General features: G+C 70.8%; 21 protein-coding genes. 16 read left to right on the forward strand and 5 right to left on the reverse strand.

The genetic code is table 11. The features are described 5' to 3' along the window. Positions 1-614 precede the first annotated feature (614 nt). Both AS029_RS07940 and AS029_RS07945 read right to left on the reverse strand, forming a co-directional pair. Positions 615-2,381: an ATP-binding protein gene (locus AS029_RS07940; protein WP_058232070.1), complete on the reverse strand. Its 1,767-nt coding sequence runs from the start codon at positions 2,379-2,381 to the stop codon at positions 615-617. A 77-nt stretch (positions 2,382-2,458) separates the two neighbouring features. Then, positions 2,459-3,106: a Maf family protein gene (locus AS029_RS07945; protein ID WP_058232071.1), complete on the reverse strand. Its 648-nt coding sequence runs from the start codon at positions 3,104-3,106 to the stop codon at positions 2,459-2,461. 201 nt (positions 3,107-3,307) lie between these two features. Here AS029_RS07945 and AS029_RS07950 point away from each other — a divergent pair, with 201 nt between their 5' ends. Genes AS029_RS07950 through AS029_RS07965 form a run of 4 tightly spaced genes read left to right on the forward strand, consistent with a single transcriptional unit; the run spans position 3,308 to position 7,574 of the window. Next, entirely contained in the window at positions 3,308-4,567 is a 1,260-nt protein-coding gene (locus tag AS029_RS07950) for a class I SAM-dependent RNA methyltransferase (RefSeq protein ID WP_058232072.1), read from the forward strand. A gap of 58 nt (positions 4,568-4,625) precedes the next feature. Beyond that, positions 4,626-5,294 carry a response regulator transcription factor gene (locus AS029_RS07955; protein ID WP_058232455.1) on the forward strand — a complete coding sequence of 223 codons (669 nt, stop codon included), beginning with the start codon at positions 4,626-4,628 and terminating at the stop codon, positions 5,292-5,294. Continuing rightward, a complete protein-coding gene (locus tag AS029_RS07960) occupies positions 5,287-6,543 on the forward strand; it encodes a sensor histidine kinase (protein ID WP_175456642.1) in 1,257 nt (418 codons plus the stop codon). Before AS029_RS07955 ends, AS029_RS07960 begins: the two co-directional genes overlap by 8 nt. Continuing rightward, entirely contained in the window at positions 6,540-7,574 is a 1,035-nt protein-coding gene (locus AS029_RS07965) for a hypothetical protein (protein WP_082642224.1), read from the forward strand. The genes AS029_RS07960 and AS029_RS07965 overlap by 4 nt, the downstream gene beginning before the upstream one ends. Before the next feature lie 297 nt (positions 7,575-7,871). Here AS029_RS07965 and AS029_RS07970 read toward each other — a convergent pair whose 3' ends face one another. After that, complete coding sequence (locus tag AS029_RS07970; RefSeq protein WP_058232073.1) at positions 7,872-8,108, reverse strand: acyl-CoA carboxylase epsilon subunit; 237 nt, start codon at positions 8,106-8,108, stop codon at positions 7,872-7,874. Next, entirely contained in the window at positions 8,105-9,694 is a 1,590-nt protein-coding gene (locus AS029_RS07975; protein ID WP_058232074.1) for an acyl-CoA carboxylase subunit beta, read from the reverse strand. The genes AS029_RS07970 and AS029_RS07975 overlap by 4 nt, the downstream gene beginning before the upstream one ends. Before the next feature lie 147 nt (positions 9,695-9,841). Here AS029_RS07975 and AS029_RS07980 point away from each other — a divergent pair, with 147 nt between their 5' ends. The 11 genes from AS029_RS07980 to AS029_RS08030 all read left to right on the forward strand — a co-directional run bounded on the left by AS029_RS07980 (position 9,842) and on the right by AS029_RS08030 (position 22,501). Further along, on the forward strand, positions 9,842-10,624 hold the full coding sequence (locus AS029_RS07980) for a biotin--[acetyl-CoA-carboxylase] ligase (protein ID WP_058232075.1): 783 nt from the start codon (positions 9,842-9,844) through the stop codon (positions 10,622-10,624). Positions 10,625-10,682: 58 nt separating this feature from the next. Further along, a complete protein-coding gene (locus AS029_RS07985) occupies positions 10,683-11,237 on the forward strand; it encodes a PH domain-containing protein (protein WP_058232076.1) in 555 nt (184 codons plus the stop codon). 291 nt (positions 11,238-11,528) lie between these two features. After that, positions 11,529-12,662: a 5-(carboxyamino)imidazole ribonucleotide synthase gene (locus tag AS029_RS07990; protein ID WP_058232077.1), complete on the forward strand. Its 1,134-nt coding sequence runs from the start codon at positions 11,529-11,531 to the stop codon at positions 12,660-12,662. A gap of 101 nt (positions 12,663-12,763) precedes the next feature. Continuing rightward, positions 12,764-13,231, forward strand: coding sequence for a 5-(carboxyamino)imidazole ribonucleotide mutase (gene purE / locus AS029_RS07995; RefSeq protein WP_058232458.1), 468 nt, complete (start codon positions 12,764-12,766; stop codon positions 13,229-13,231). Further along, on the forward strand, positions 13,228-14,691 hold the full coding sequence (locus AS029_RS08000) for an LCP family protein (protein WP_058232078.1): 1,464 nt from the start codon (positions 13,228-13,230) through the stop codon (positions 14,689-14,691). Before purE ends, AS029_RS08000 begins: the two co-directional genes overlap by 4 nt. Then, a complete protein-coding gene (locus AS029_RS08005) occupies positions 14,688-15,791 on the forward strand; it encodes a glycosyltransferase (protein ID WP_058232079.1) in 1,104 nt (367 codons plus the stop codon). The genes AS029_RS08000 and AS029_RS08005 overlap by 4 nt, the downstream gene beginning before the upstream one ends. Before the next feature lie 42 nt (positions 15,792-15,833). Beyond that, on the forward strand, positions 15,834-16,784 hold the full coding sequence (locus AS029_RS08010) for a glycosyltransferase (RefSeq protein WP_058232080.1): 951 nt from the start codon (positions 15,834-15,836) through the stop codon (positions 16,782-16,784). Between the two features lie 127 nt (positions 16,785-16,911). Next, on the forward strand, positions 16,912-19,092 hold the full coding sequence (locus AS029_RS08015; RefSeq protein ID WP_167345247.1) for a glycosyltransferase family protein: 2,181 nt from the start codon (positions 16,912-16,914) through the stop codon (positions 19,090-19,092). A 10-nt stretch (positions 19,093-19,102) separates the two neighbouring features. Beyond that, the gene (locus AS029_RS08020) at positions 19,103-20,341 is read left to right on the forward strand and encodes a glycosyltransferase family 9 protein (RefSeq protein WP_167345248.1); all 1,239 of its coding nucleotides are present in this window, start codon (positions 19,103-19,105) and stop codon (positions 20,339-20,341) included. A gap of 62 nt (positions 20,342-20,403) precedes the next feature. Next, complete coding sequence (locus tag AS029_RS08025) at positions 20,404-21,888, forward strand: PfkB family carbohydrate kinase (RefSeq protein WP_058232083.1); 1,485 nt, start codon at positions 20,404-20,406, stop codon at positions 21,886-21,888. Positions 21,889-21,919: 31 nt separating this feature from the next. Beyond that, positions 21,920-22,501: a D-sedoheptulose-7-phosphate isomerase gene (locus AS029_RS08030; protein WP_058232084.1), complete on the forward strand. Its 582-nt coding sequence runs from the start codon at positions 21,920-21,922 to the stop codon at positions 22,499-22,501. On the opposite strand, the gene AS029_RS08035 is transcribed toward AS029_RS08030, so the two are convergent. Next, positions 22,458-23,081, reverse strand: coding sequence for a D-glycero-alpha-D-manno-heptose-1,7-bisphosphate 7-phosphatase (locus AS029_RS08035; RefSeq protein ID WP_167345249.1), 624 nt, complete (start codon positions 23,079-23,081; stop codon positions 22,458-22,460). The genes AS029_RS08030 and AS029_RS08035 overlap by 44 nt on opposite strands. A 58-nt stretch (positions 23,082-23,139) precedes the next feature. Here AS029_RS08035 and AS029_RS17780 point away from each other — a divergent pair, with 58 nt between their 5' ends. Beyond that, complete coding sequence (locus AS029_RS17780; RefSeq protein ID WP_058232086.1) at positions 23,140-24,588, forward strand: LGFP repeat-containing protein; 1,449 nt, start codon at positions 23,140-23,142, stop codon at positions 24,586-24,588. The last annotated feature ends 26 nt before the right edge of the window (positions 24,589-24,614 follow it).

Here is a 24,614-nt window from a genome sequence, read left to right on the forward strand (position 1 = left end):
TCGTCGTGCCGTGTGTTCGTGTGGATGCCGTTTCTCGCTGCCGTCGGACCGCCGCATGGCAGCGCCTCGCCGCGCCTGACGGTCGCGCTGCTGACGGGCCGGCCCGCCGGAGCGTCTCGATGCACGGTTCGGTCGCGCCGCGCGGCTGTGCCCTGCGTGGGCTACCGAGAAACGCGTTTCGCGTCGAGAAACGCCTCGTCGCGGTGTTTGCTCGTGCGGATGCCGTTTCTCACGGCTGACGGGCCGGCCCGCCGGAGCGTCTCGATGCACGGTTCGGTCGCGCCGCGCGGCTGTGCCGTGCGGGGGCTGCCGAGAAACGCGTTTCGCGTCGAGAAACGCCTCGTCGCGGTGTTTGCTCGTGCGGATGCCGTTTCTCACCGCGCCACCGCGCCTCCGCGCACCGCGCCTCCGCGCACCGCGCCTCCGCGCCACGGCGCCTCCGCGCCTCCGCGCCACAGCACCCACCGCCACCGCACCCACCGCCACCGCACCCACCGCCACCGCACCCCCCGGCACACCGCCACCGCACCCGCGCGACAGTCGCCGTGCCCCCGCCGCGAACGACGGCGCCGCACCCCCGGAGGGATGCGGCGCCGGAACGTGAGTGGAACGCGTCAGTTGATGAGGAGCAGCTGGTGACCCGCAGAAACCGTGGTGCCCGGGTTGGCGTCGATGCCGGCGATCGTGCCGTCTTTGTGCGCCTGGATGGGCTGCTCCATCTTCATCGCCTCGAGCACGACGACGAGGTCGCCCTTGACGACCTGCTGGCCCTCCTCGACCGCGACCTTGACGATCGTGGCCTGCATGGGCGACTTCACCGCGTCGCCGGTGGCGCCGGCAGCGGGGGAGGAGCCGTGCGCACGGCGAGACGGGGGAGCGGCGGCCGGACGACCCACCTGCGGCGTCGCGGCGGTGATGCGGTCGGGCAGGCTCACCTCGAGGCGCTTGCCGGCGACCTCGACCACCACGGTGTGGCGGCCGGGAGCGGCGGCGGGCGCCTCGAGCTCGCCGTCCCACGCGGGGATGTCGTTGACGAACTCGGTCTCGATCCAGCGCGTGAAGACGCCGAAGTCGCCGTCCTCGGCGGTGAAGGCGGGGTCGCGAACGACCTTGCGGTGGAAGGGCAGCACGGTGGGCATGCCCGCGACCTCGAACTCGTCGAGCGCACGGCGCGAGCGCTCGAGCGCCTCGGCGCGGTCGCGGCCGGTGACGATGATCTTCGCCAGCAGCGAGTCGAAGGCGCCCGAGACGCTGTCGCCGGCGGTCACGCCGGAGTCGAGGCGGATGCCGGGACCGCCGAACGTCTTGAACACGTGGATGGGGCCGGGCTGCGGCAGGAAGCCCCGGCCCGGGTCTTCGCCGTTGATGCGGAACTCGATCGAGTGGCCGACGGGGGCGGGGTCGTCGTAGCCGAGCTCTTCGCCCTCGGCGAGGCGGAACTGCTCGCGCACGAGGTCGAGGCCGGTCACCTCTTCGGAGACCGGGTGCTCCACCTGCAGGCGGGTGTTGACCTCGAGGAACGAGATGGTGCCGTCGGCGCCGATGAGGAATTCGCACGTGCCCGCACCGACGTAGCCGACCTCCTTGAGGATGGCCTTGGATGCCGAGTACAGCACCGCGTTCTGCTCGTCGCTCAGGAAGGGGGCCGGGGCCTCTTCGACGAGCTTCTGGTGACGACGCTGCAGCGAGCAATCGCGCGTGGAGACGACGACGACGTTGCCCGCGGCATCCGCGAGGCACTGCGTCTCGACGTGGCGCGGCTTGTCGAGGTACTTCTCGACGAAGCACTCGCCGCGGCCGAAGGCGGCGACGGCCTCGCGGGTGGCCGACTCGAACATCTCTGCGACCTCGCCGAGTTCGCGTGCGACCTTGAGGCCGCGTCCGCCGCCGCCGTACGCGGCCTTGATGGCGATGGGCAGGCCCACCTCCTCGGCGAAGGCGATGACCTCGTCGGCCCCCGAGACGGGGCCGGGGGTGCCGGGGGCGAGGGGGGCGCCGACCTTCTCGGCGACGTGGCGGGCGGTCACCTTGTCGCCGAGCGCTTCGATCGCCTCGGGGGAGGGGCCGATCCACACCAGGCCCGCGGCGGTCACCGCGCGGGCGAAGTCGGCGTTCTCGGCGAGGAAGCCGTATCCGGGGTGCACCGCGTCGGCCCCGGAGCGGCGGGCCACCGACAGGATCTTCTCGATCGACAGGTAGGTCTCGGCGCTGGTCGCACCGTCGAGCGCGTACGCCTCGTCGGCGAGGCGGGTGTGCAGGGCGTCACGGTCTTGATCGGCGTAGACGGCGACGGACGCCTTGCCCGAGTCACGGGCGGCGCGGATGACACGGACGGCGATTTCGCCGCGGTTGGCGACAAGGACCTTGGCGATCTTCGGCATCCTCCCAGCCTAGCGAGGGCACCTGCCCGCCTTTTGACGACCCTCCACAAGAAAAGTCGAAAAACGTGTGCGAAACCCTACGGGCGGTTCCACAGGGCCGTCCACGAGCCCCCGAGCTCTCGAACGAGTCGGCGCACGGTCGACAGCGACATGCCCACGACCGTCGAGGGTTCGCCCTCGACCCGCTCGATGAACGCGCCACCGAGGCTGTCGACCGTGAAGGCTCCCGCCACCAGCAGCGGTTCGCCGCTGGCGACGTAGTCGGCGATCTCCTGCTCGTCGACGTCGGCCGCGAAGGTCACCGACGCCTCGGCGACGGAATGGGCCTCGCGCGGCTCGGTGCCGGGCGAGAGGCGGAACACGCTGTGGCCCGAGTGCAGGATGCCGGTGCGCCCGCGCATGTCGCGCCACCGGGCCGTGGCCGCCTCCGGCGTGTACGGCTTGCCGAGGATGTCGTCGCCGAGCGCGAACATCGAGTCGCCGCCGATGACGAAACCGTCGAAGTCCGGCTCCTCGGCGTGCAGGCGTCGCGCGACGTCCTCGGCCTTGCGCCGCGCGAGCAGCAGCACGTGCTCGGCGGCCGGCAGCCTACGCCCCTCGGCCCTCTCGACCTCGGCGATCACGGCCTCCTCGTCGACCCGGGGTGCCTGCGCCTCGGGTTCGATTCCCGCCTGGCGCAGCAGCATGAGACGAGCCGGAGAGGTGGATGCCAAGCACACGCGCATGCGCCCACGCTACCCACGCGGGGGTGGCGTCGTGGCGTCCGGACCCTTCGACGGGCTCAGGGTCCTTGGCCGGCGAGGTGGCTGAGCCTGTCGAGTCACCGGGCTGTGACGGGGTCACGGACCCTTCGGGCGGGCTCAGGGTCCTCTTCTGCAGGGGCGTCGCCCCGGCGCTCTCCCGGCCGCATGTGTCAGGCTCGGGGGATGCACCACGGCGACCTCATCGAACTCGACATCACCGGCATCGCCCACGGCGGTGTGTTCGTCGGGCGGCACGAGGGCCGCGTGGTGTTCGTGCCCGACACGTTGCCCGGCGAGCGCATCCGCGCCCGGCTGACCGAGACGCGCAAGAAGTCGTTCTGGCGCGCCGACGCGGTCGAGGTGCTCCAGGCCGCGCCCGAGCGGCGCCCCCACGTCTGGCGTGCGGCGGCAATCGAGGTCGACCCCGCCCAGCGCGTGGGCGGTGCGGAGTTCGGGCACATCGAGCTCGCGCACCAGCGGTCGCTGAAGGAGCGCGTCATCCGCGAGGCGATCGAGCGGGTGGGCCGGCTCGATCTGCCGGTCGATGTGCGTCCAGCGGGCGGATCGGACGACGCCGAGTCGGCCGACGGCACCGGGTGGCGCACCCGCGTGAGCCTGCACGTCGACGGTGAAGGACGGGTCGGCGCGTACGCCGCCCGCTCCCACCGCGTCGTCGAAGCCCCGGATCTGCCGCTCGCGACCGACGCGGTCGCCCGCTCCGCGGCGGAGGTGCGCGCGGGTGCGCAGCCGGGCCGCATCGATCTCGTGCAGCCCGCCGACGGACGCGTGCGCGTGCTGCCGCGCCCCGAGGGCGCACGGTCGCACGGAAACCCCGAGGTGGTGGAGGAACGCGTCGGCGACCGCGTGTTCCGCGTCGACGCCGGTGGTTTCTGGCAGGTGCACCGTCTCGCCGCGCGCACGCTGACCTCCCTCGTCTCGGCCGAGCTCACGGCATCCGTGGGCGGACTCGACCCCGAGGCGACCCACCTCGATCTGTACGGCGGTGTCGGGCTGTTCGCCGCGACACTCGGCGACCTGGGCGGGAGCGGAACGCGGGTGGTGAGCGTGGAGTCCGACCCGCGTGCCACCGAGCACGCCGGCGAGAACCTGGCGGAGTGGGTGGGCGCGCGCGCCGAGACGGCCCGCGTCGACCGTTTCGTCTCGCGTCTGGGCGCGGAGGCGTCCGCCCGGGAGCGGGAGCGTCTCGCTCGCGGCGTGGTCCTGCTCGACCCGCCCCGCGCCGGCGCCGGAGCGGATGTGGTGGCAGGCATCGCGGCGCTCGCGCCGTCCGCGATCGTTTACGTCGCGTGCGACCCCGTCGCCCTGGCCCGTGACCTCGCGACCTTCGCCGAGCTCGGCTACCGCGCGCACGACGGCGTCCGCGGGCTCGACCTGTTCCCGAACTCCCACCACGTGGAAGCCGTGGCGGTCCTCCGACGCTGACATCCACAGGTGCAGGAATCTCCCGCATCCGGGCGCACGGCGCGGATACGATGTGGTGATGACCCGCGTCGCACTCATCGATGACCACGAGTCGGTCCGGCTCGGGTTGGAGGCGGCACTCGCCCGCACCGAGTCGACCGAGGTCGTGTTCTCCGGGGCCAACGTCGCGGCATACCTGACTTGGCGTCAGGCGGCGGTGGCATCTCCCGCTGACGTGGTCGTGCTCGATCTGACACTCGGCGACGGCACGACGGTGTCCGAGAACGTCGACCGCGTGGTCCGCGACGGCTCCAGCGTCATCATCCACAGCGTCGCCGACCGTCCGGCGGCCGTGCGCGAGGCGCTCGCCGCCGGGGCGGCGGGCATCGTCAGCAAGTCGTCGCCGACCCACGAGGTGTTGGGCGCCATCGGCACCGTCGCGCGCGGGGAGCTGCTCGACAACGTCGAGTGGGCCAGCGCGGTCGAAGGCGATCGCGAGTTCGCCAGCGCCCAGTTGTCGGCTCGAGAACGCGAGGTGCTGAGACTGTACGCGGCGGGTCTGCCGTTGAAGGCCGTGGCCGAGCGGCTCGGTGTCGCGTATTCCACCGCCAAAGAGAACATCACCCGGGTGCGGGTGAAGTACGTCGAGGTGGGGCGACCGGCTCCCACGAAGGTCGACCTGCTGCGCCGTGCCATGGAAGACGGCATCCTGCACGACGCTCCCGACGGCGCCCCGCGGCATGACTGAGACCGGGAGGTCGGTGCTCGACGAGGCGTGGGGGCGCATCCCGCAGTCGCGCGAGACACAGGTCGACCAGGGCTCGTTCACCCAGACGCGCATCGAACGCGTCATCCACCTCATCGCCGGTTGCGGTTCGCTGGTGCTGGGCGCGCAGGCTTTCACCGCGGCTCTCGGCTCGTCGGGCGAGGCGGCGGGGTGGCACGTGCCGCTCACGGCGGCGATCTTCGTGCCGCTCGCTGCCATGATCGTCGCGTGCCTGGTCGGCCGGCTCACGCGCGTGTTCGCGGGGATCTTCGCGGTCGTGTTCGTGGTGACGTTGTGCGCGTGGCCGGTGGCGACCGCGGCGGGGCCGACGCCGGCGCCGACCGAGGATCCCTGGATCTTCTACCTCGTGAACGTGGCGACCGTGGCCAGCATCGTCGCCTTTCCGCTCGTGCTGCAGATCGTCTGGACGGTGGCGACGCCCATCCTCTACGGCGTCGTCCGCCTGTTGCAGGTCCAGGCCGACGGGGCCTTCGTCGCGACGATCGCGCTCGACGTGTCGTTCGCCCTCATCCTCGGCAGCGTCCTGCTCACCCTCGGCTGGATGTACCGGTCCATCGCGTCGAACGTCGATCAGGCGCGCGCGGCCGCCGTTGCCAGCTACGCGTCGGCGGCGGCGACGGCGGCGACCGAGAACGAGCGCGTCGCGGTGGCCGCGCTCATGCACGACAGCGTGCTGGGTGCTCTGCTCGCGGCCGAGCGGGCGTCGACCCCGCGTGAGCGCACTCTCGCCGTCAGTATGGCGCGCGAAGCGCTCACCCGACTGGCCAACGCCGAGAAAGACCCGCTGGAAGGCAGTGACGAACCTGTCCCGGCCTCCCGGCTCGCTGATGAGATCGAGTCCGCCGCCGACGAGATGGGCGTGCAGGTGCGCGTCAGCCGACAGCTCGAAGAGGGGACGCCACGCGTGCCCGGTCGGGTGGCCCGCGCACTCGTCCTCGCCGCGCTCCAGGCCGTCGCCAATGCCGTCCAGCATGCCGACGCCCAGGGGCTCGCGGTGCAGTTGACCGGGTCGGCGTCCCCGGGCGGCGTGGCGGTTCGCGTCCGCGACAGCGGCGCGGGCTTCGACGTCTCCGCCATCGCGCCCGATCGACTCGGCATCCGGGGGTCGATCCACGCCCGCCTCGCGGCCGTCGGCGGGCACAGCGAGATCGAGTCCCACTCGGGCGGCACCACCGTCACCCTCGAGTGGGAGAGCGGGGACCGTTGGTGACCGTCCGCGCCATCCTGTCGTGCTTGGGCGTCGCTCTGACGGCGTACCTGGCGGCGCGAGGTCTCATATGGACGTCGCCCGACACCGTCGAGCGCGGCTGGCTCCTCGTTCTCGCGCTCGCGATCTATCTGCCGGTGACGTGGTTGTGGATCTTCGCCGTCGACGTCCGCGGTCAGCCGAAGGCGGCTTCGGGCACCCCGACGCCCCGGGCGCCGGGGTGGCAGGTGGTGCTCGCTCTGATCACCACCGTCGTCGTGTCGAACATCACCTTCCTCGCCGTCACCGACGAGGGGCGCACGCAGCCGTTCGTGACATGGGTGATCGGCGCGATCGGGGCGCTGATGATGATCGTCATGGCTCGTCGACGCCCGGTGGCGGCGTGGACGGGAATCGCGCTGCTCACCGTCGCGACGTCATTGTGGCTCGGACCCGTGCAGGCTCTCAACCTCGGCCTGGTGGGGTCCATCGTGTGGGTGGCCGCAGCGCAGCTGGTGGTCTTCGCGCTCGACCGGGCGGCGCGCGATGCCGAACGGCTGTCCGAGCTGCAGCAGGCGGCGTCGGCGTGGCAGGCGTCGCAGAGCGGGCGCCAGCGCGAACGCCGCCTGCACGTGCAGCGTGCGCTGCAGACGGCCGGACCGATCCTGTCGCGCACCATCGAGAACGGGGGCAACCTGCGCCCGTCCGACAAAGAGGCCGCCCGGCGCGCAGAGGCCCGTCTGCGCGACGAACTGCGCGGCAACCGTCTGCTCGACGACGACGTGCGCAACGAGATCGAGGCCGCCCGCTGTCGGGGGGCGGCCATCAGCCTCTTCGACGAGGGCGGGCTCGACGGTCTCAGCGCCGACGACCTCACCGCGGTGCGCCGCGAGCTGGCGGCGATCGTGCGCGAGTCGGTGTCGGACCGCCTGATCATCCGTACCTCGCCCGACGAAGAGATCGCGGTCACCGTCGTGGGCCGTTCGAGCGGCGAAGATGCCGCGGGTGACGACGACCACGTCGACCTGTTCCGCGAGATCCGCCGCCCGCGCTGACGCGCCGTCACGCGACGTGCGCGACATCGCCTGCGCCGGCACCCTGCCCGCAACGGCCCGCGAAGCCGCGCCGGCGTTCGCCCTGTCGGCCGCGCGGTGCCCGCGCCGAGAAAGTCATGAGGGGTGAGAGGCGGCGATACGCCAGCCCCTCACCCCTGGCGAACGGTTACCCGAAAACCGTTCGCAAGGCCGGAACCGGCTCGGAGGGAGCGGCCCGGCCGAACGCATGATGCGTTCCAGCTCCTCCAGTATGAGAGAAGTGCGAACCGCCGTCTGTAGGTATTTCGGGGGACAGCTTCAGCCCGTGAAGCCGTTCCAGCCGGCGGCGCGGTTGAGAGGCGCACGCAGGCCGCGGGCATCGAGCTCCCATCGCGATCGCACGGGCTCGTCCGTCGCGGTCGCGGCGGCGACCTCGCGGGCGTACTCCTCGCTGACGACGACGATGGCCGCGGCCAGCTCCTCCTCGGTGGGCGCCCCGCGCACCACCTCCACCACGACCGGCGGAAGCTCCCGGGCGTCGTCGGCGCCGGTCACAGCGGGATGTTCCCGTGCTTCTTGGCGGGCAGGCTCGCGCGCTTGTTGCGCAGCGCCCGCAGGGCCTTGGCGATCGAGACGCGCGTCTGCGCGGGCTCGATGATGCCGTCGAGCTCGCCGCGCTCGGCGGCGAGGAAGGGGGATGCCACGTTGTAGGTGTACTCGTTCGCCAGACGCGTGCGCACCGCGGCGACGTCTTCGCCCGCCTCCTCGGCGCGCTTGATCTCGCCGCGGTAGAGGATGTTGACGGCCCCCTGACCGCCCATGACGGCGATCTCGGCCGTGGGCCAGGCGAGGTTGATGTCGGCGCCGAGCTGCTTGGACCCCATGACGATGTAGGCGCCGCCGTAGGCCTTGCGCAGGATCACGGTGACCAGCGGAACGGTCGCCTCCGCGTAGGCATACAGCAGCTTCGCGCCGCGGCGGATGACACCGGTCCACTCCTGGTCGGTGCCGGGGAGGTAGCCGGGAACATCGACGAGGGTCACGATCGGCACCGAGAACGCGTCGCAGAAGCGCACGAAGCGGCTGGCCTTCTCGCCGGCGTCGATGTTGAGCGTCCCGGCCATCTGCGAAGGCTGGTTGGCGATGATGCCGACGGTGCGGCCTTCGATCCGACCGAAGCCGATGACGATGTTGGGCGCGAACAGCGGCTGCACCTCGAGGAACTCCGCGGCATCCACGATCCCGTCGATCACGGTGTGGATGTCGTACGGCTGGTTCGGCGAGTCGGGGATGACCGTGTTCAGCGAGCGGTCGGCATCCGTCGTCTCGAACTCGAAGGGCGTGTCGTAGACGGGGATCTCGGCGAGGTTGTTGTCGGGGAGGTAGCTGATGAGGCCGCGCGCGTAGTCGATCGCGTCGTCTTCGTCGTCGGCGAGGTAGTGGGCGACGCCCGAGCGGGTGTTGTGCGTGTGGGCACCGCCGAGCTCTTCCATGCCGACGTCTTCTCCGGTGACGGTCTTGATCACGTCGGGGCCGGTGACGAACATCTGGCTGGTCTTGTCGACCATGATCACGAAGTCGGTGAGGGCGGGGGAGTAGACCGCGCCACCGGCTGCCGGACCCATGATGATCGAGATCTGGGGGATGACACCGGATGCCGCGGTGTTCAGCCGGAAGATCTCGCCGTACTTGCCGAGGGCGACCACGCCCTCCTGGATGCGCGCCCCACCCGAGTCGAGGATGCCGATGATCGGGATGCCGCTGCGAAGCGCCAGCTCCATGACCTTGATGATCTTGTCGCCGGCGACCTCGCCGAGGGAACCGCCGAAGGTGGAGAAGTCCTGCGCGTAGACCGCGACGTTGCGCCCGTGGATCGTGCCGGTGCCGGTGACGACCGAGTCGCCGTAGGGGCGGGACTTGTCCATGCCGAAGGCCGTTGTGCGGTGGCGGACGTACTCGTCGAGTTCGACGAACGAGCCCGGGTCGACCAGCATCTCGAGGCGCTCGCGGGCGGTGAGCTTGCCCTTCGCGTGCTGTTTGGTGCGCGCGGCGGCTTCGGCGTCGACGACCGCCTCCTGGAACCTGTTGCGCAGGTCCGCGATCTTGCCGGCGGTCGTGTAGAGATCGGGCTGGTCGGTCACCCTCCCACCCTAGCGACCGCACCGGCGCGGGCGTTGGAGGGTGCGCACAAGTGAACGGCCGAGCGGCTGTGGCATCCGTCCAGCAGTCGGCATCCCTCGTCCCCGCAACCGGATGCCATCCCCGAGCGCATTCCCTAGGGTGTGGGCATGCCGATCCCCGAAGCCGGATACCCGCGCACCGCCGCCCACAGTCCCCGCGTCCAGGTGGTCGAGACCACCGAGTCCACGAACGCCGACGTCGTCGCCGCGGTCACGGCCGATCCCGCTGGATGGCCGCACCTCTCGGTGCTGATCACCGATGACCAGCGCGCGGGGCGCGGCCGCCTCGACCGCTCGTGGACCGCTCCGGCCGGCACCGCGCTCGCCGTGTCGGTGGTCGTCGACGCCACGATGATCCCGCCCGCCCAGCGGGGCTGGATCCCGCTCGTCGCGGGGGCCGCCATGACGCGCGCCGTCAACCACCAGCTCTCCGGCCACGGCGGCACGGCCGAGCTGAAGTGGCCGAACGACGTGCTCGTCGACGGCGGCAAGATCTGCGGCATCCTCGCCGAGGTCGTGCCCGCCTCGACCGACACCGTGGTCGTCGGGGCGGGCGTCAACACCCGTATGAGTCGCGCCGATCTCCCCGTCTCCACCGCGACGTCGTTCGCCGCGATCGGGGCCGAGTGCGACGACGATCGCCTTCTGGCCGACTTCATCGACGATCTCGCCAAAACCCTCGCGCGCGTGGCGCACGACGACGTCGACCGTGTGCACCGCGAGATCGAGAAGCTCTGCGCCACCGTCGGCCGCGAGGTCACCGTGTCGTTGCCCGACGGCTCCACCCTGCAGGGGACGGCCGCCCGTCTCGACGCGGAGGGCCGCCTGGTCGTCGAGGCCGGCACCATCGAGACGGTCGTGTCGGCCGGCGACGTCGTGCACGTGCGCTGACGCCGCCCCTCCGCGTGGCACCGGTGGCGCGCCGCGGTCGCATCGCACAATGGGAGGCATGAGCCAGCCCTCGACCCCCCTCGGACGCCCGCGCATGCCGGCGCCGGGGGCGGCTGCGCCCGAGCTGCGGATCGCGCGGCTCCGCTCGCACGCGCGACGGCTGGGGTGGTCGGCGCTCGTGCTGATCGGCGTCTCCGGGGCCACGGCGTACTTCTACGACAATCTGCCGGCGCCGTACGAGAACTGGATGCTGCTGACGACCGCCGGCGTGCTCGTGCTGCTGCTCGTCGTGCTTCCGTTCTTCGTCTGGCTGTCGCGCACGTGGACGATAACGACCCGGCGGGTCATCGAGCGCTCCGGACCCTTCGGCGCCCATCGCCGTGAGATCTCGCACGTGCGCGGCTACGCGATCCAGTTGCGTCGCGGCATCCTGCAGCGCATGTGGGGAGCGGGCACCCTCACCCTCTCGAACGGGGTGGAGCCCGCGCTGCGGCTGAAGAACATCCCGAACGCCGTACTCGTGCACGAGACGCTCGTCGATCAGGTCGAGGTCAATCAGATCCTCGCCCACCGCGATTCGCAGACATTCGGTTCCGGCTCCGTCGGCCTTTGACGCGGACTCATGTCCCCCCGACGGAGGTGGCTGAGCTCATCGGAGCCACCGGCGTCCGGGGTCCCGGTGTCATCGACGTGCTGAAGGACCTCCGGTCGCGTCGAGGTGGCTGAGCCCGTCGAAGCCCTCGGTGTCCGAGGGAGTCCCGGTCCCACCGGCGAGCTCAGGGGCCTCCGGTCGCGTCGAGGTGGCTGAGCCCGTCGAAGCCACCGGGACCCCCGGGTACCCGCCCGCCCCGGCTCGCATCCCCGCGAGACCCCCGACAGAATGGATGCCGACGGAAGGAGCGGCATGGCGCTGCGAGTCGGAGTGGTCGGTGGCGGACAGCTGGCGCGGATGATGATCGCGCCCGCCGTCGAGCTGGGTGTCGGGATCCGCGTTCTCGCGGAGGACGAGGGCATGTCGGCGGCGCTCGCCGCGACCGCCGTCGGCGACTACCGCGACGCCGACACCGTGCTGGCGTTCGCGCGCGACGTCGATGTCATCACCTTCGACCACGAGCACGTGCCGCAAGACGTGCTCGCCGCCCTCGTCGCCGCCGGTGTCGCCGTGCATCCGGGTCCGGCTCCGCTCGGCGTGGCGCAGGACAAGCTCGTCATGCGCGCGAAGATGGCCGAACTGGGCCTGCCGCAGCCCGATTGGGCGGCCGTGGCCGACGCCACCGAGCTGCAGGCGTTCCTCGACGCACACGGCGGTCGGGCCGTGGTCAAGACCCCGCGCGGCGGGTACGACGGCAAGGGCGTCCGGGTCGTCTCGGCGGCCACCGAGGCCGACGACTGGTTCGCCGCTCTCGGCGAGGACGGCAACGGCGGGGCCCTGCTGGCGGAGGAGCTTGTCGACTTCACGCGCGAGCTCGCGCAACAGGTGGCGCGGCGACCGTCGGGCGAGGTCCGGGCGTACCCGGTCGTCGAGACCGTGCAGCGCGGCGGCGTGTGCGCCGAGGTGATCGCCCCGGCGCCCCGCGCCGACGAGCGTGTGCAGCGTGTGACCGCGCAGATCGGCGTCGCCGTGGCCGAGGGCCTGGGGGTCACCGGCATGCTCGCGGTGGAGCTCTTCGAGACCGCCGACGAGCGCATCCTCATCAACGAACTCGCCATGCGCCCCCACAACAGCGGCCACTGGACGCAAGACGGCGCCGTCACGAGCCAGTTCGAGCAGCACCTACGCGCCGTGCTCGATCTGCCCCTCGGGTCGACCGATGCCATCGCCGACTGGTCGGTCATGATCAACGTGCTGGGCGGTCCCGCCGAGGGCGGCCTCGAAGACCGCTTCGCCGCGGCGATGGCGGCGCACCCCTCCGCCAAGATCCACACCTACGGCAAAGCGCCGCGCCCGGGACGCAAGGTCGGGCACGTCAACGTCGTCGGCGACGATCTCGACGAGATCGTCTACGAGGCCCGGGGAGCCGCGTCGTTCTTCGACTGAGCATGTCGCGTGCCGTTCCGCGATCTTCCAGCGAGCGCCCCTAGCCTGGACCGGTGACCCGGCCGCTGCATTCTTCCGAGACGCCCGTGGTCGGCGTCGTCATGGGCTCCGACTCCGATTGGCGCGTGATGAACGCCGCCAGCGAGGTGCTGACCGAGTTCGGCATCCCGCACGAGGTCGAGGTGGTCTCCGCCCACCGCACGCCCGACAAGCTCGTCCGATACGGTCGCGAGGCGCGCGGCCGCGGTCTGCGCGCGATCATCGCCGGCGCGGGCGGTGCCGCGCACCTGCCGGGCATGCTGGCATCCGTCACCGCCCTCCCCGTCATCGGCGTGCCGGTGCAGCTGGCGACGCTCGACGGCATGGACTCGCTGTTGAGCATCGTGCAGATGCCCGCGGGCATTCCCGTGGCGACCGTGTCGATCAACGGCGCGAAGAACGCGGGCCTGCTCGCCGCGCGGATCCTCGGCAGTGCCGACGCCGCGCTCGCCGACAGCGTGGAGGCCTACGCGCGCGACCTGGAGGCGCAGGTCGAAGAGAAGAATCGGCGCCTCAAGGACTCCCTGTGACACTCATCGCGGCTCGGCCGGGTGTGCAGGCCCGGGCCATCGAGTCACATCCGCTGCGTAATCCCGACGCCGGTTCGCCCGAGGTCATGACGCGTCGCGGGTGGTGGCTCGTCGTGCTCAACTTCCTCATTCCCGGGTCGGCGCAGATCCTCGCCGGCAGTCGCCGTCTCGGACGGTTCGGCCTCGGCGCGACGCTGGCGATGTGGACGCTGCTCGCGATCGCCGCGTTGGCGGGACTGCTCTGGCCGACGGGACTGTTCACCGTGGTGACCGGCTCGTTCCTGCCCGACTTCCTGGCGGCCGTCCGGCCGGTGCCGCTGACCCTCGTGCAGATCGCGCTCTTCGCGTACATCGGCCTGTGGATCGTGCTCACCGTCGACACCCTCCGCCTCGTGCGTCTCGTGCGGGTCGGACCGCTCGCGCGGGTCGCGATGGCGATCGTGGCCGTGGTCCTGCTGTTCTTCTCGGGATCGGGCGCCGCCTGGGCCGCCGGGATCGCGGGCAGCACGCGCGACGCCCTCTCATCGCTGTTCGCCCAGTCGGGGCCCGTCGTCCCGCCCTCCGACGGGTACTACAACATCCTCCTGCTCGGCGCGGACTCCGGCGAGGGACGCGACTCGATGCGTTTCGACAGCATCTCGGTGGTGTCGATCAACGCCGACACCGGGGCGACGACCATCACCGGCATCCCGCGCGACATGCCGCACTTCCCGTTCGCGCCCGGCCCGATGCAGGACAGATACCCCGACGGTCACACGGGGTACGCCGATCCGACCTGCGGCTGGGGCAGCGGTATCAACCAGCTGAAGACCGAGGTCGAGGTCTGCCAGGACGGCGACGCGCTGTACCCCGACGCGAAAGCGAATGACTCCGAGCCCGGCATCGAGGCGACGAAGGATGCCGCGGAGGGCATCCTCGGCATCCAGATCCCGTACTACGTGCTCATCGACATGAAGGGCTTCGCCGAGATGATCGACGCGCTCGGCGGCGTCGACATCACCGTGCAGGAGCGCCTCCCGAAGGGCGGGCCCGCGTACGACGGCCAGCCCGTCGACGACTGGGCCTTCGGCTGGATCGAGCCCGGACAGCAGCACATGGACGGCGACACCGCGCAGTGGTACGCCCGGTCGCGCTACACGACGAGCGACTTCGATCGCATGCGGCGCCAGCGCGAGCTGCAGGAAGCGGTCCTCGCGCAGTTCACCCCGCAGGTCGTGCTGACGCGCTTCCAGGAGGTGGCGAAGTCGACCACCAGCCTCGTCCAAACCGATCTGCCGCAGTCGCTCATCGCTCCCACGCTCGTCGACCTCGCGCTCAAGGCCAAGGACCAGACCATCAACACCCTCGAACTCACCCCCGCGGGCGGGGTCGATGAATTCGACCCCGACTACGCCCAGGTGCAGCAGATGGTGCGTGACGCGCTGCACCCGGCCTCCGAGACGGAGGCGCCGGCATCATGACCGTTTCCCTGCGCGTCGTCCTCGACCAGTTGGTGGCCCCGACGTCGCCCGATCTCGCCGAGGCGTCGGCATCGCTCACCGAAGCCCTCATCGCCACCGCCCCGCGCGGTTGCGACGTCTCGGCCATCGTGCCGGCGCCCGGCATCCCCGACACCGCCGCGGTCGCGGGGCTCAGTTCCGAGACGCGGCTCGCGGTGCGCCGGCGCGAGCTCGCGGCATCCTGGCAGCTCGGTGTCGCCCCCGGCATCGGCAGGGGGCTCATCCACTCGCCGACGGCGTTGGCCCCGCTCGTTCGCCACGACCGCGTCAACGAGACGCACCAGATCGTCGTGACGCTGTGGGAGCTTCGCGCCTGGGAGACCCCGGAGGAGCTGCCGAAGGCCGAGATCCTCGCGTGCCGCGCTCTGCTCGCGCGCGTGACCAAGCACGCCGACGCCGTCGTCGTGCCCACGCACGCGATGGCCGAACGTCTCGCCGAGGTCGCCAAGAGCAAGCTGTCGAAGAAGGTGCGCGTCATCGGCGGCGCGCCCGCGGCCGGTATGCGCGTGCCCTCGGATGCCGTGGGGCGCCTCCGTGCGCTCGATCTGCCGTCGTCGTTCCTCGTGCTCGCCGGGGGAGCGGCACCCTCCGACGGGCTGGCCGCCGCCTTCGCCGCCGTCGTCGCCGCAAAGTGGGAGGGCGAGGTCGTCGTCCTCGATGTGCCCGAGGGTGAGGAGCCGGCGGTCGCCGACATCGCCGCAGCCTCCGGCCTCGCCGAAGGCCGCGTGCACAGCCGTGGGGCGCTCGACCGGTGGGATCGCGCGGCCGTGCTCTCGCACGCGTCGGTGTTCGTCACGGCGTGCGGCCGGACCGACTGGCCGTGGCGCGCGGTCGACGCGCTCGCCGTCGGCGTGCCCATCGTCGCCGTCGACACCGCGGTGCACCGCGAGGTGCTCGCCGACGCCGCCGCCTTCGCGCCCGCCGAGGATCTCGGAAACGCGCTGGCGCGTGCGCTGGGGGAGGACGCCGAGCGCCTGCGCGTGCTCGCCGGCGACCGTGCGAAGGGCTTCGCCTGGAACGCCGCCGCCGATCGCGTGTGGGCTCTGCACGCGGAGCTGTGAGGCTCGCGGGCGGGCGCACATCGCGGCCCTAAGCTCGACACCATGACTGAACGCGTCGGGATCGTCGTCCGCACCCGGCAGCGACCGGAGTTCCTGCGGCGCGCGCTGGCCGACATCCGGGCGCAGTCGTTCGGCGACGTCCGCGTCGTCGTCGTGAACGACGGAGGAGACGTCGCCGAGGTCGAGGGAGTCGTGGTCGCCTCCGGCCTCGACGCGGCGGCGGTTCACCATATCGCTCCGGGCGACGGGGGCCGCTGCATCGCGGCGAACGTCGGCGTCCGCGACGCGGGCACCGAGTACGTCGTGCTGCACGACGACGACGACCGCTGGCATCCGGAGTTCCTGGCGCGCACCGTCGCATGGCTCGACGCCCACCCTGCCGACCTGGCGGTGGCCGTGCCCACGGAGATCATCTACGAAGAGCAGCGCGAGGGCTCGTGGACCGAGGTCGGGCGGGCTCCGTTCTGGGCCGGCATGCAACGCATCTCGCTGACGGAGATGCTGAGTGTGAACCGCGCGGTGCCCATCTCCGTGCTCTACCGTCGCTCCCTCCACGACGACGTCGGATGGTACGACGAGACCCTCGACGCCGTGGAGGACTGGGACCTCTATCTGCGCATCCTTCGTCGCGGCGACATCGCTTTCCTCCCCGGCGAGGCGCTCGCGTTCTGGACGCAGAGACCGGATGCCACCGGCCTCGACGCCAACAGCATGTTCGCACTGACCGAGGAGCACAGGGTCGACGACGCGCGCGTGCGCGACCGGGCGCTCTCGGAATGGGTGCGGCGTGAGGGCGCAGGCATGCCGCTCTACATGGCATCGCTGCACGCGGAGACCATCGCGCACATCGACGAGACGGTGGAGCGCGCCGTCCGCCGCTTGCGCGCTGAGATCGCGTCGGACAATCGGGTCGAGATCGACGCGCATCAGCCCCTGTGGTCACGGGTGCGCCGGATCCGTCGGCTCCTCGGGAGGCGTTCGGGGCGCGCCTAGAATCGGTGGAATGCGCCGTGCGATAAGGAGCCGTGTCCGTCGTCTGCGAGGGTCGCGGGTGCTCGGTCCCGTCGTCCGCTCCGTCGATCGCCTCTGGTGGGCTCGGACCATCGCACGCTCGGCTGTCGTGGACAGTGAGTTCTATGCCGCGCAGCTCGGGCTGCGGCGGCTCCCGCGGTCTCTGGTCATCGCGCACTACGTCGTGAGCGGGTTCCGCCGCGGAATGAGCCTGAACCCGCTCTTCGACGACATCGTCGCCGGCGGCGAGCTCCCCGAAGTCATGCGGGTTCCGGCCCTCTACGCATACCTCCTGAGCGAACGCGAGACGGTGCGTATTCACCCGTGGTGGGATGCCGAGGAGCATGGGCGCACCGTCGGTGGCCCCGCTCTCGAGCATGTGTGGGCACATCGCGACGAGCTCATCCGTCTGCGTGTCGCCGGTCGGGAGGCGTCCCTGACGGTCTCCGAGGTGCGCCGACTCGCGATTGCCTCCGCTCGATCGTGGCGTCGTCACCGGGTCGCGCGAGCCGCGACACCGTCTCCGACGGCGACGGGACTCGTGCGGCCGGTGCAAGCGCGTGATCGCAGGTACGCCCGCAAGGTCGAGCAGGCGGCTGCCCGCGCGGCCGGGCCGCGCCGGGAGAGCGTCGTCGTCCCGCTCGTCGGAGTGGATTCCGCGCAATGGGTGTCCGCTCATCTGTTGACGCGTGTCGTCCCCGAAGTGGTCCTGCACGGTCACCCACGCCGTGCCCCCTGGACGCGGGTGCTGGGCGAAGCGGCCACGGTGCTGCCCGCGACGACCATCGTGGCACTCGACCCCCGCGCCGAGTTCACCGACGCCGAGGTCGACGCTCTGCTCGAAGCCGTCGACGAGGATCACGCTGTCATGCCCGCTCACCGTTCGCAGGACGGCACCGTGCACGGCATCGGAGGAGCGGAGACGGGGGGACGCTCGCCGTGGGGCATCCTCTCGCACCACCCCGTGGACGACCTCGACGCGCTGGAAGCCGTCGTCACGGTTCCGCTCCTTCACGGCCGGAGTGTCGCGTTGCGCCGACGCGCACTGCTCGACGTGCTCGAAGGAGACGCACCGGATACCACGGCGGCCTTCGCCCGATCGCTTCGCACGCGCGTCGGCATGCGTGTGCTCACCTCTCTGCGGCCCGTCTTCGACGAGCCGTTGCACGTGTTCGACGAGAAGACACCCGGTCCGCGCGGCGGGGGCGGACAGCAGGATCGAGACGCGGCATCCGTGTTCCTGGATGCCGCCGGCTACGACGTCCTCACATGGCGCCCGGCCGCCGACGGCACCGTCGAGCCGCGTCTGCAATGGCGTCGGCCCCACCCCGGGGCGGAGCGGTGGGCCATCAAGATCTGCGCTCCCGCGGGTCGTCAGGGGGCCGTCTGGGGCGATATGCACTTCGCGCGCGGCCTCGCGTCGGCCCTCCGTCGCCGTGGGCACACGGTGGTCATCGACGCGTTCGACGCGCGGGGGCGGCGCACGGCGTACCTGGACGATGTGAACGTCGTCGTGCGTGGCCCGTACCGCATCGACCCCCTGCCGACGGGCGTGAATCTGCAGTGGATCATCAGCCACCCGGACGAGATCACGCGCGCGGAGATGGCGGGCTTCGACAGAGTATTCGCAGCGTCGGAGAGGTGGTCCCGGCTGGTCCGGCAGCGCTGGGGCATCCCCGTGACGCCCCTTCTCGAAGCGACCGACACGGATCTGTTCCATCCGAGCGGTGTCCAGCGAACCGACGAGATCGTCTTCGTCGGGACCGCTCGGGGTATCGCGCGGCCGAGTGTCGTCGCTCCACTTCGGGCCGGGATACCGGTGCGCGTCTACGGACCGGACTGGAGACCCTTCATCTCGCAATCCGCCATCGCCGCGCGTACCCTCAGCCACGCCGACCTGCCGCGGCGATACGAGTCCGCCGCCATCGTCTTGAACGACCAGTGGCCGGCCATGAGACAGCACGGGTTCATCGCCATGCGTCCGTTCGACGTGATGGCTGTCGGCGGACGGGTCATCTCCGAGGATGTCGACGGGATCGAAGAGGTGTTCGGCGGGGCGGTGCTGACGTACCGCGATGAAGAGCACCTCGTCGAGATGCTCCGCGCGGACCCCGACGAGATCTTCCCCGACGCCACGACCATGGCGCGCATCTCGGAGCGCGTGCGGCGTGAGCATTCGTTCGACGCACGCGCCACGGTCCTCGAAGAGGCGGCTGCCGCTCACCGGCGACCGGTGGCCACCCGTGATCGCGGACGCCCGTCACAGGATGGACGGGATGCCGCCCTCTAAGCTCGACTCCGTGCGTTCACTCCTCCGACGGGTCGTCTGGCAGATCAACGCGATCCGCCACCGTGATCCGCTCTCCCCGGCTGTTTTCGTCCGCCTCTTCGGCGCGCGCCGCCGACGCTCCTGGGATCCGACGGTGCGACCGCGCCGCATCGTGGTGCTTCGCAGCGACGAGATCGGCGACACCACGACCAGCCTCGCGCTGTTCGCCGCGATCCGAGAGCAGTGGCCTCAGGCGACCGTGCACTTCGTGGTCAAGCCCGGCCCCGCCACGATGTTCCACGCCACGCCGACGGTCGATCGCGTCATCGAGTGGACGCCGATCACCGAGGGATCCGCCCTCAAGCGCCAGATTCTGACCGCGAGGCAGGCCCTGCGCCGCTTCGGTCTGCGCGGATACGACCTCGCCATCCTGCCGCGATGGGACTTCGACGACACCCCGATCCGTTACCTCGCGGTGGCTTCGCGGGCTCGGTCCGTCGTGGGCTTCGCGCCCGTGCCCGATCGTGAACCGGTCTGGTTCGGTCCGCAGGATCAGCTGCTGACCGACGTCATCTCACGGGGCACCACCCCGCGCCTGACCGTCGGCCAGCTGCAGCGCGTGGCCGAATACCTGGGCCTGCCGTGGCGGGAGCACAGGCAGCCGCCCATCGGGAACGCTCTCTTCGACACCTCCGACCTGCGGGCGGCCACAGAGAAGGCGGCACTGGACGACACCTCCGGAATCGTGGTCGGGCTGGGCATCGGCGCCCGCGATGCGAAGCGGCAGTGGCCCGTCGAGGACCTCGCCGAGGTCATGCAACGCGTGGCCGCCGACCGCCCCGTCGCCGTCCAGATCCTGGGCGGCGGCGTCGACACGGACCGCGCGCAGCAGCTCGTGGCCCTCCTCCGCGACCACGGCATCCCCGCCGTCGACCTCGCGGGCAGACTCAGCTTGAGCGAGAGCGCCGCCGCGATCTCACGCTCCGACCTGTTCATCGGCAACGATTCCGGCCTGCAGCACATCTCCAGCAGCCTCGAGGTGCCGACGGTCGTGGTGACGTGCCACCCCGCGACCGGCTCGCCGTGGAGTGACAACGCGCCCGAGCGCTTCGGTCCGTGGTCGGCGCGCAGCGCCCTGCTCCAGCCCGCCCGCCCTGCCGAGGGATGCAGCGACGAGTGCATCTCGCGCGAGGCTCACTGCATCCGCGCGGTGCGTCCCGACGAGGTCACCGAGGCCGTCGAAGGCCTCCTCCGGGAACCGCTCGCCTGAGTCCGTTACGCTCGTTCGGTCCGGCCGCCCTCGGTCCGCTCGCCCACGTCTGGAAAACACCTATGTCAGCACTGCCGTCGATCACCCCGCAACACATCCTCGGCTTCGAGGGCGCACGGGTGGTCGTGATCGGCGACGCCATGCTGGACCGCTACGTCGCGGGTGCCGTCGATCGCATCTCGCCCGAGGCGCCCATCCCCGTCCTGCGGGTACGTCGCGACCACAGCGTCGCCGGGGGCGCGGCGAATGCCGCGATGAACATCGCCGCCCTGGGTGTGCAGACCACCCTCGTCGCCGCGTGGGCCGACGATCAGGCGGGTCGCGAGCTCGGACGGCTTCTCTCCGAAGCCGGGGTCTCGGCTTCGCCGGTGCGGCGCGGCGCAGCGCCGACCATCGAGAAGCTGCGCGTCGTCGCGGGAATGCAGCAGATCGTCCGCGTGGACCGCGAAGATCTCGAGCCTCTCGACGCCCCAGGTGTCGACGCCGCGGTCGAGGCCGTTCGCACGGCACTCGGCGACGATCCCTCCCGGGCCGCCATCGTCCTGTCGGACTACGCCAAAGGCCTGCTCGGCGACGATCTCGTCGCCCGCGTGATCGATCTGGCTCGGGGGCACGGCATCCCGGTCGTCGTGGATCCGAAGTCCGCCGACATCCGCAAGTACCGCGGTGCGACCATCGTCAAGCCGAACTTCTCCGAGGCGCTGCACATGTCGGGCCTCCACGCCGACGCGCCGGACGAGGGGATCCTCGACGTCATCGCCGACCGCCTGCTCGTCGACGGCATCGAGTCCCTCGCGGTCTCACTCTCCGCCGTCGGCGTCGAGGTGATCGAGGCCTCGGCGCGCACCCGCATCCCGACCCGTGCGCGGCTGGTCGCCGACGTCTCCGGGGCCGGCGACTCGATGATCGCGGGCATCGCCGCGGGACTCGCCTCGGGGCTCACGACGCTCCAGGCCGTGCAGGTGGGCAACATGGCCGCCGGAATCGCCTGTGGACGGCCCGGGACGGCCGTCGTCTCCAGCGCCGACCTCTTGAACGAGCTGCTCGTGGCCTCGTCGCCGGAGGAGCGCCCCGGCACCATCGAGGACTGGGATGAGCTCGCCCGACTCGTCGCCGTCGAGAAGGATGCGGGCAAGACGGTCGTCTTCGCCAACGGCGTGTTCGACCTCCTGCACGCGGGACACGTGGCGCTTCTGCGCGAGGCGAGATCGCTGGGCGACGTGCTGGTCGTGGGGGTGAACTCCGATGAGTCGACAGCGCGCCTCAAAGGGCCCACGCGACCGCTGCAACCACAAGGCGACCGGATGAGTGTGCTCGAGGCGGTGCGCTACGTGGACTTCGTGACCGTCTTCGGAGAAGACACGCCACGCGAGCTCATCCGCACCATCCGTCCCGACGTCATCGTCAAGGGTTCCGACTACCGCCCCGATCAGGTCGTCGGCGGGGAGGACGCCAGGGCCTGGGGTGGTCGCGTGCACATCGTCAATCTGCTCGACGGGGTGTCCACCACTCGTCTGTCGCAGGGCCAGCAGGTACGGCGCGGCTGACGCCGCGGACGACCCGAACGAAGGAGAACCCATGGGCATCCTGCAGGACAACCTCCGTGAGAACGCGCATCGCATGTCGGCGCTGGCCGACGATGCGGCATTCGGTTCGGCGTTCGACCGCGCGGCTGAGATCATGACGACCTCGCTGCGGGCCGGCGGCACGCTCCTGGCGTGCGGCAACGGTGGATCGATGACGAACGCCCAGCACTTCGCGGAAGAGCTGACGGGACGTTTCCGAGGGAACCGTCCCCCTCTGCGAGCGATGGCCATCTCGGATCCGTCGCACCTCACCTGCGTCGCCAACGACTACGGCTACGAGTTCGTCTTCTCGAAGTTCGTCGAGGCCTTCGCTCGACCGGGTGACGTGCTTCTCGCCCTGTCGACGAGTGGGAAGTCGCCGAACGTCCTGCGCGCGGCCGAGGCGATGAAGACCGCGGGCGGCCTCGTCGTCGCGTCGTCCGCGACGGCGTCGTCGCCCCTCGGTGCGCTGGCCGACGTCGTCATCGAACTCGGCGCCAGCCGGTGGGCCGATCGCGTGCAGGAATCCGAGCTCGTCGTCATCCACTCGCTCATGCAGGCGATCGAGGACGACTTCGGCTACTCGGCGGAGTGATGCCGAGCGCTAGCCTCACGTCGGCGGCGAATGCCGCCAGGCTCGGCGAGGTGAGATCGGCCGCGGGATCCGCGGTGGGGGACACGCGAACCGTCGCGCCCCCACCGGTGCGTCGCGCGAGACGCCGACCCATCTCCACGTCGGAGTCCGTGTCGCCGATCATGACCGACAGCGTGCCATCCAGGTCGGGATTCGCGGCGAGGTAGGAAGTCGCCATTCCCGGTGACGGTTTGCGGCACTCGCACCCTTGCGCGTCGAGATGCGGGCAGAACTGGATGGCATCGATGCGCCCGCCGGCCGCCGACACCTCCTCGCGCATGCGCGTGTGGACGGCATTGAGGTCCGCTTCGCTCATCAGACCTTTGCCGACCCCCTGCTGATTGGTGACGACGACGATGCGCGGTGCCCACCGGGCGAGCATCCTCAGGGCATCGAGCACACCGGGCTCGAAGTGGAACTCGTCCCACGTGCGGACGTAGCCGCCCATGATGCGTGTGTTGATGACCCCGTCGCGGTCGAGGAAGAGGGTCCAGGATCGACCTTCGCGTTCTGCCACCATCTCCCGAACGCCGATCGTCACGGCAAAGACGGTATCAGGCGTCGCGATCGGTCGGACACGCTTCCGATACCGTGAGCGCATGCACCCTCAGGTCCTTCTGCGTTCGGCGCGCGTCGCCCCGGTTCTGGTCATCGCCATCGCCCTCTCGGTGTTCGGGGGGACGCCCGCGTCCGCCGCCACCGCGACCGAGCCGTCACCGACCACCTCGCCGGTCGTCTCGAACCCCACGTCGGACGCCGGAGGCGGCGGGGTCGCGAGCGCTGGCCTCGAGTCCGACGAGGGCGAATCCGGCGCAGGTGACGTCGCGGGATCGGACGAAGGCGACGGCGTCGTGTCAGACGTCGACACTGCGGCGCCGTTGACGGTGCACCCGTGGTTCCGCGACAAGTACGAGGAGCTGGGCGGTGCGGACGGTCCACTCGGCGATCCCGTCGCGGACATGGTGTGCCAGTCCACATCGTGCTGGCAGGAGTTCGTCGGCGGTGTGTTGACCTCGGACGGTACCGAGATCGTGAGCCTGTCGACGGCGTACGTCTCCACGTGGCTGAAAGAAGGGGGGCCGGACGGTTACCTCGGGCTGGTCGCGGGCGGCGAATCCTGCTTCGGGAGCTATTGCGTGACGCCGTTCGACGGCGGGGTCATCCGATGGATTCCGGACATCGGAGTCGAGCCCATCGCCGTGGACCCCTGGTTCCAGGACGAATGGCACCGGCTCGGCGATGTGACAGGGTCCATCGGTTCGCCGACCTCGACGATGCAGTGTCAGTCGTCGTCATGTTGGCAGGAGTTCACGGGGGGCGTTCTGACCTCGGACGGGAGCGGGATCGTGAGCCTGTCCACCGCCTACGTCTCGACCTGGCTGGCCTGGGGCGGACCCGACGGCGATCTGGGTCTGGTGAGCGGCGGCGAATCCTGCTTCGGTGATTACTGCGAGGCTCCCTTCACCGGAGGAGTACTGATCTGGGTGCCGTCCAAGGGGGTGTTCCCGGTCGCGGAAGCGTGGTTCTACCCGGCGTGGGAGGCGCGTGGAGGTGCGCGCGGATCCCTCGGGTTGCCGATGGATGCCATGCAGTGTCAGGCGTCCGCGTGCTACCAGGTCTTCGAAGGGGGAACGCTCACGTCGTCGACGAACGGCGTGGTCGCGTTGTCGACCGCGTACGTCAGTACCTGGCTCGCCAACGGCGGTCCCGATGGCCCGCTGGGGCTCATCACCGGCGCGGAGGCCTGCCACGGGACGTACTGCCAGGTCCCCTTCCAGAACGGGCTGCTCGTATGGCAACCGGGATCGGGTGTACGGATGCTGCTCGGCCAGGAGGCTGAGGAATGGACGAAGGCCCACGCGCCCGTGACGCCTCCTCCGTCCACGACGCCTCCGGCCGTCGGAAACCCGGGTGACTCCAAGAACTGCTCGGACTTCGCGACCCAGGCGCAGGCGCAGGAATGGTTCGACCGGTACTTTCCCCAGTACGGCGATGTCGCACGACTCGATCAGGACGACGACGGGCGTGCGTGCGAATCGCTCCCGTGAATGAATCGATAGGTCGAGCAGGGCGA

The sequence above is a fragment of the Microbacterium enclense genome, from assembly GCF_001456955.1.
Lineage (GTDB): Bacteria > Actinomycetota > Actinomycetes > Actinomycetales > Microbacteriaceae > Microbacterium > Microbacterium enclense.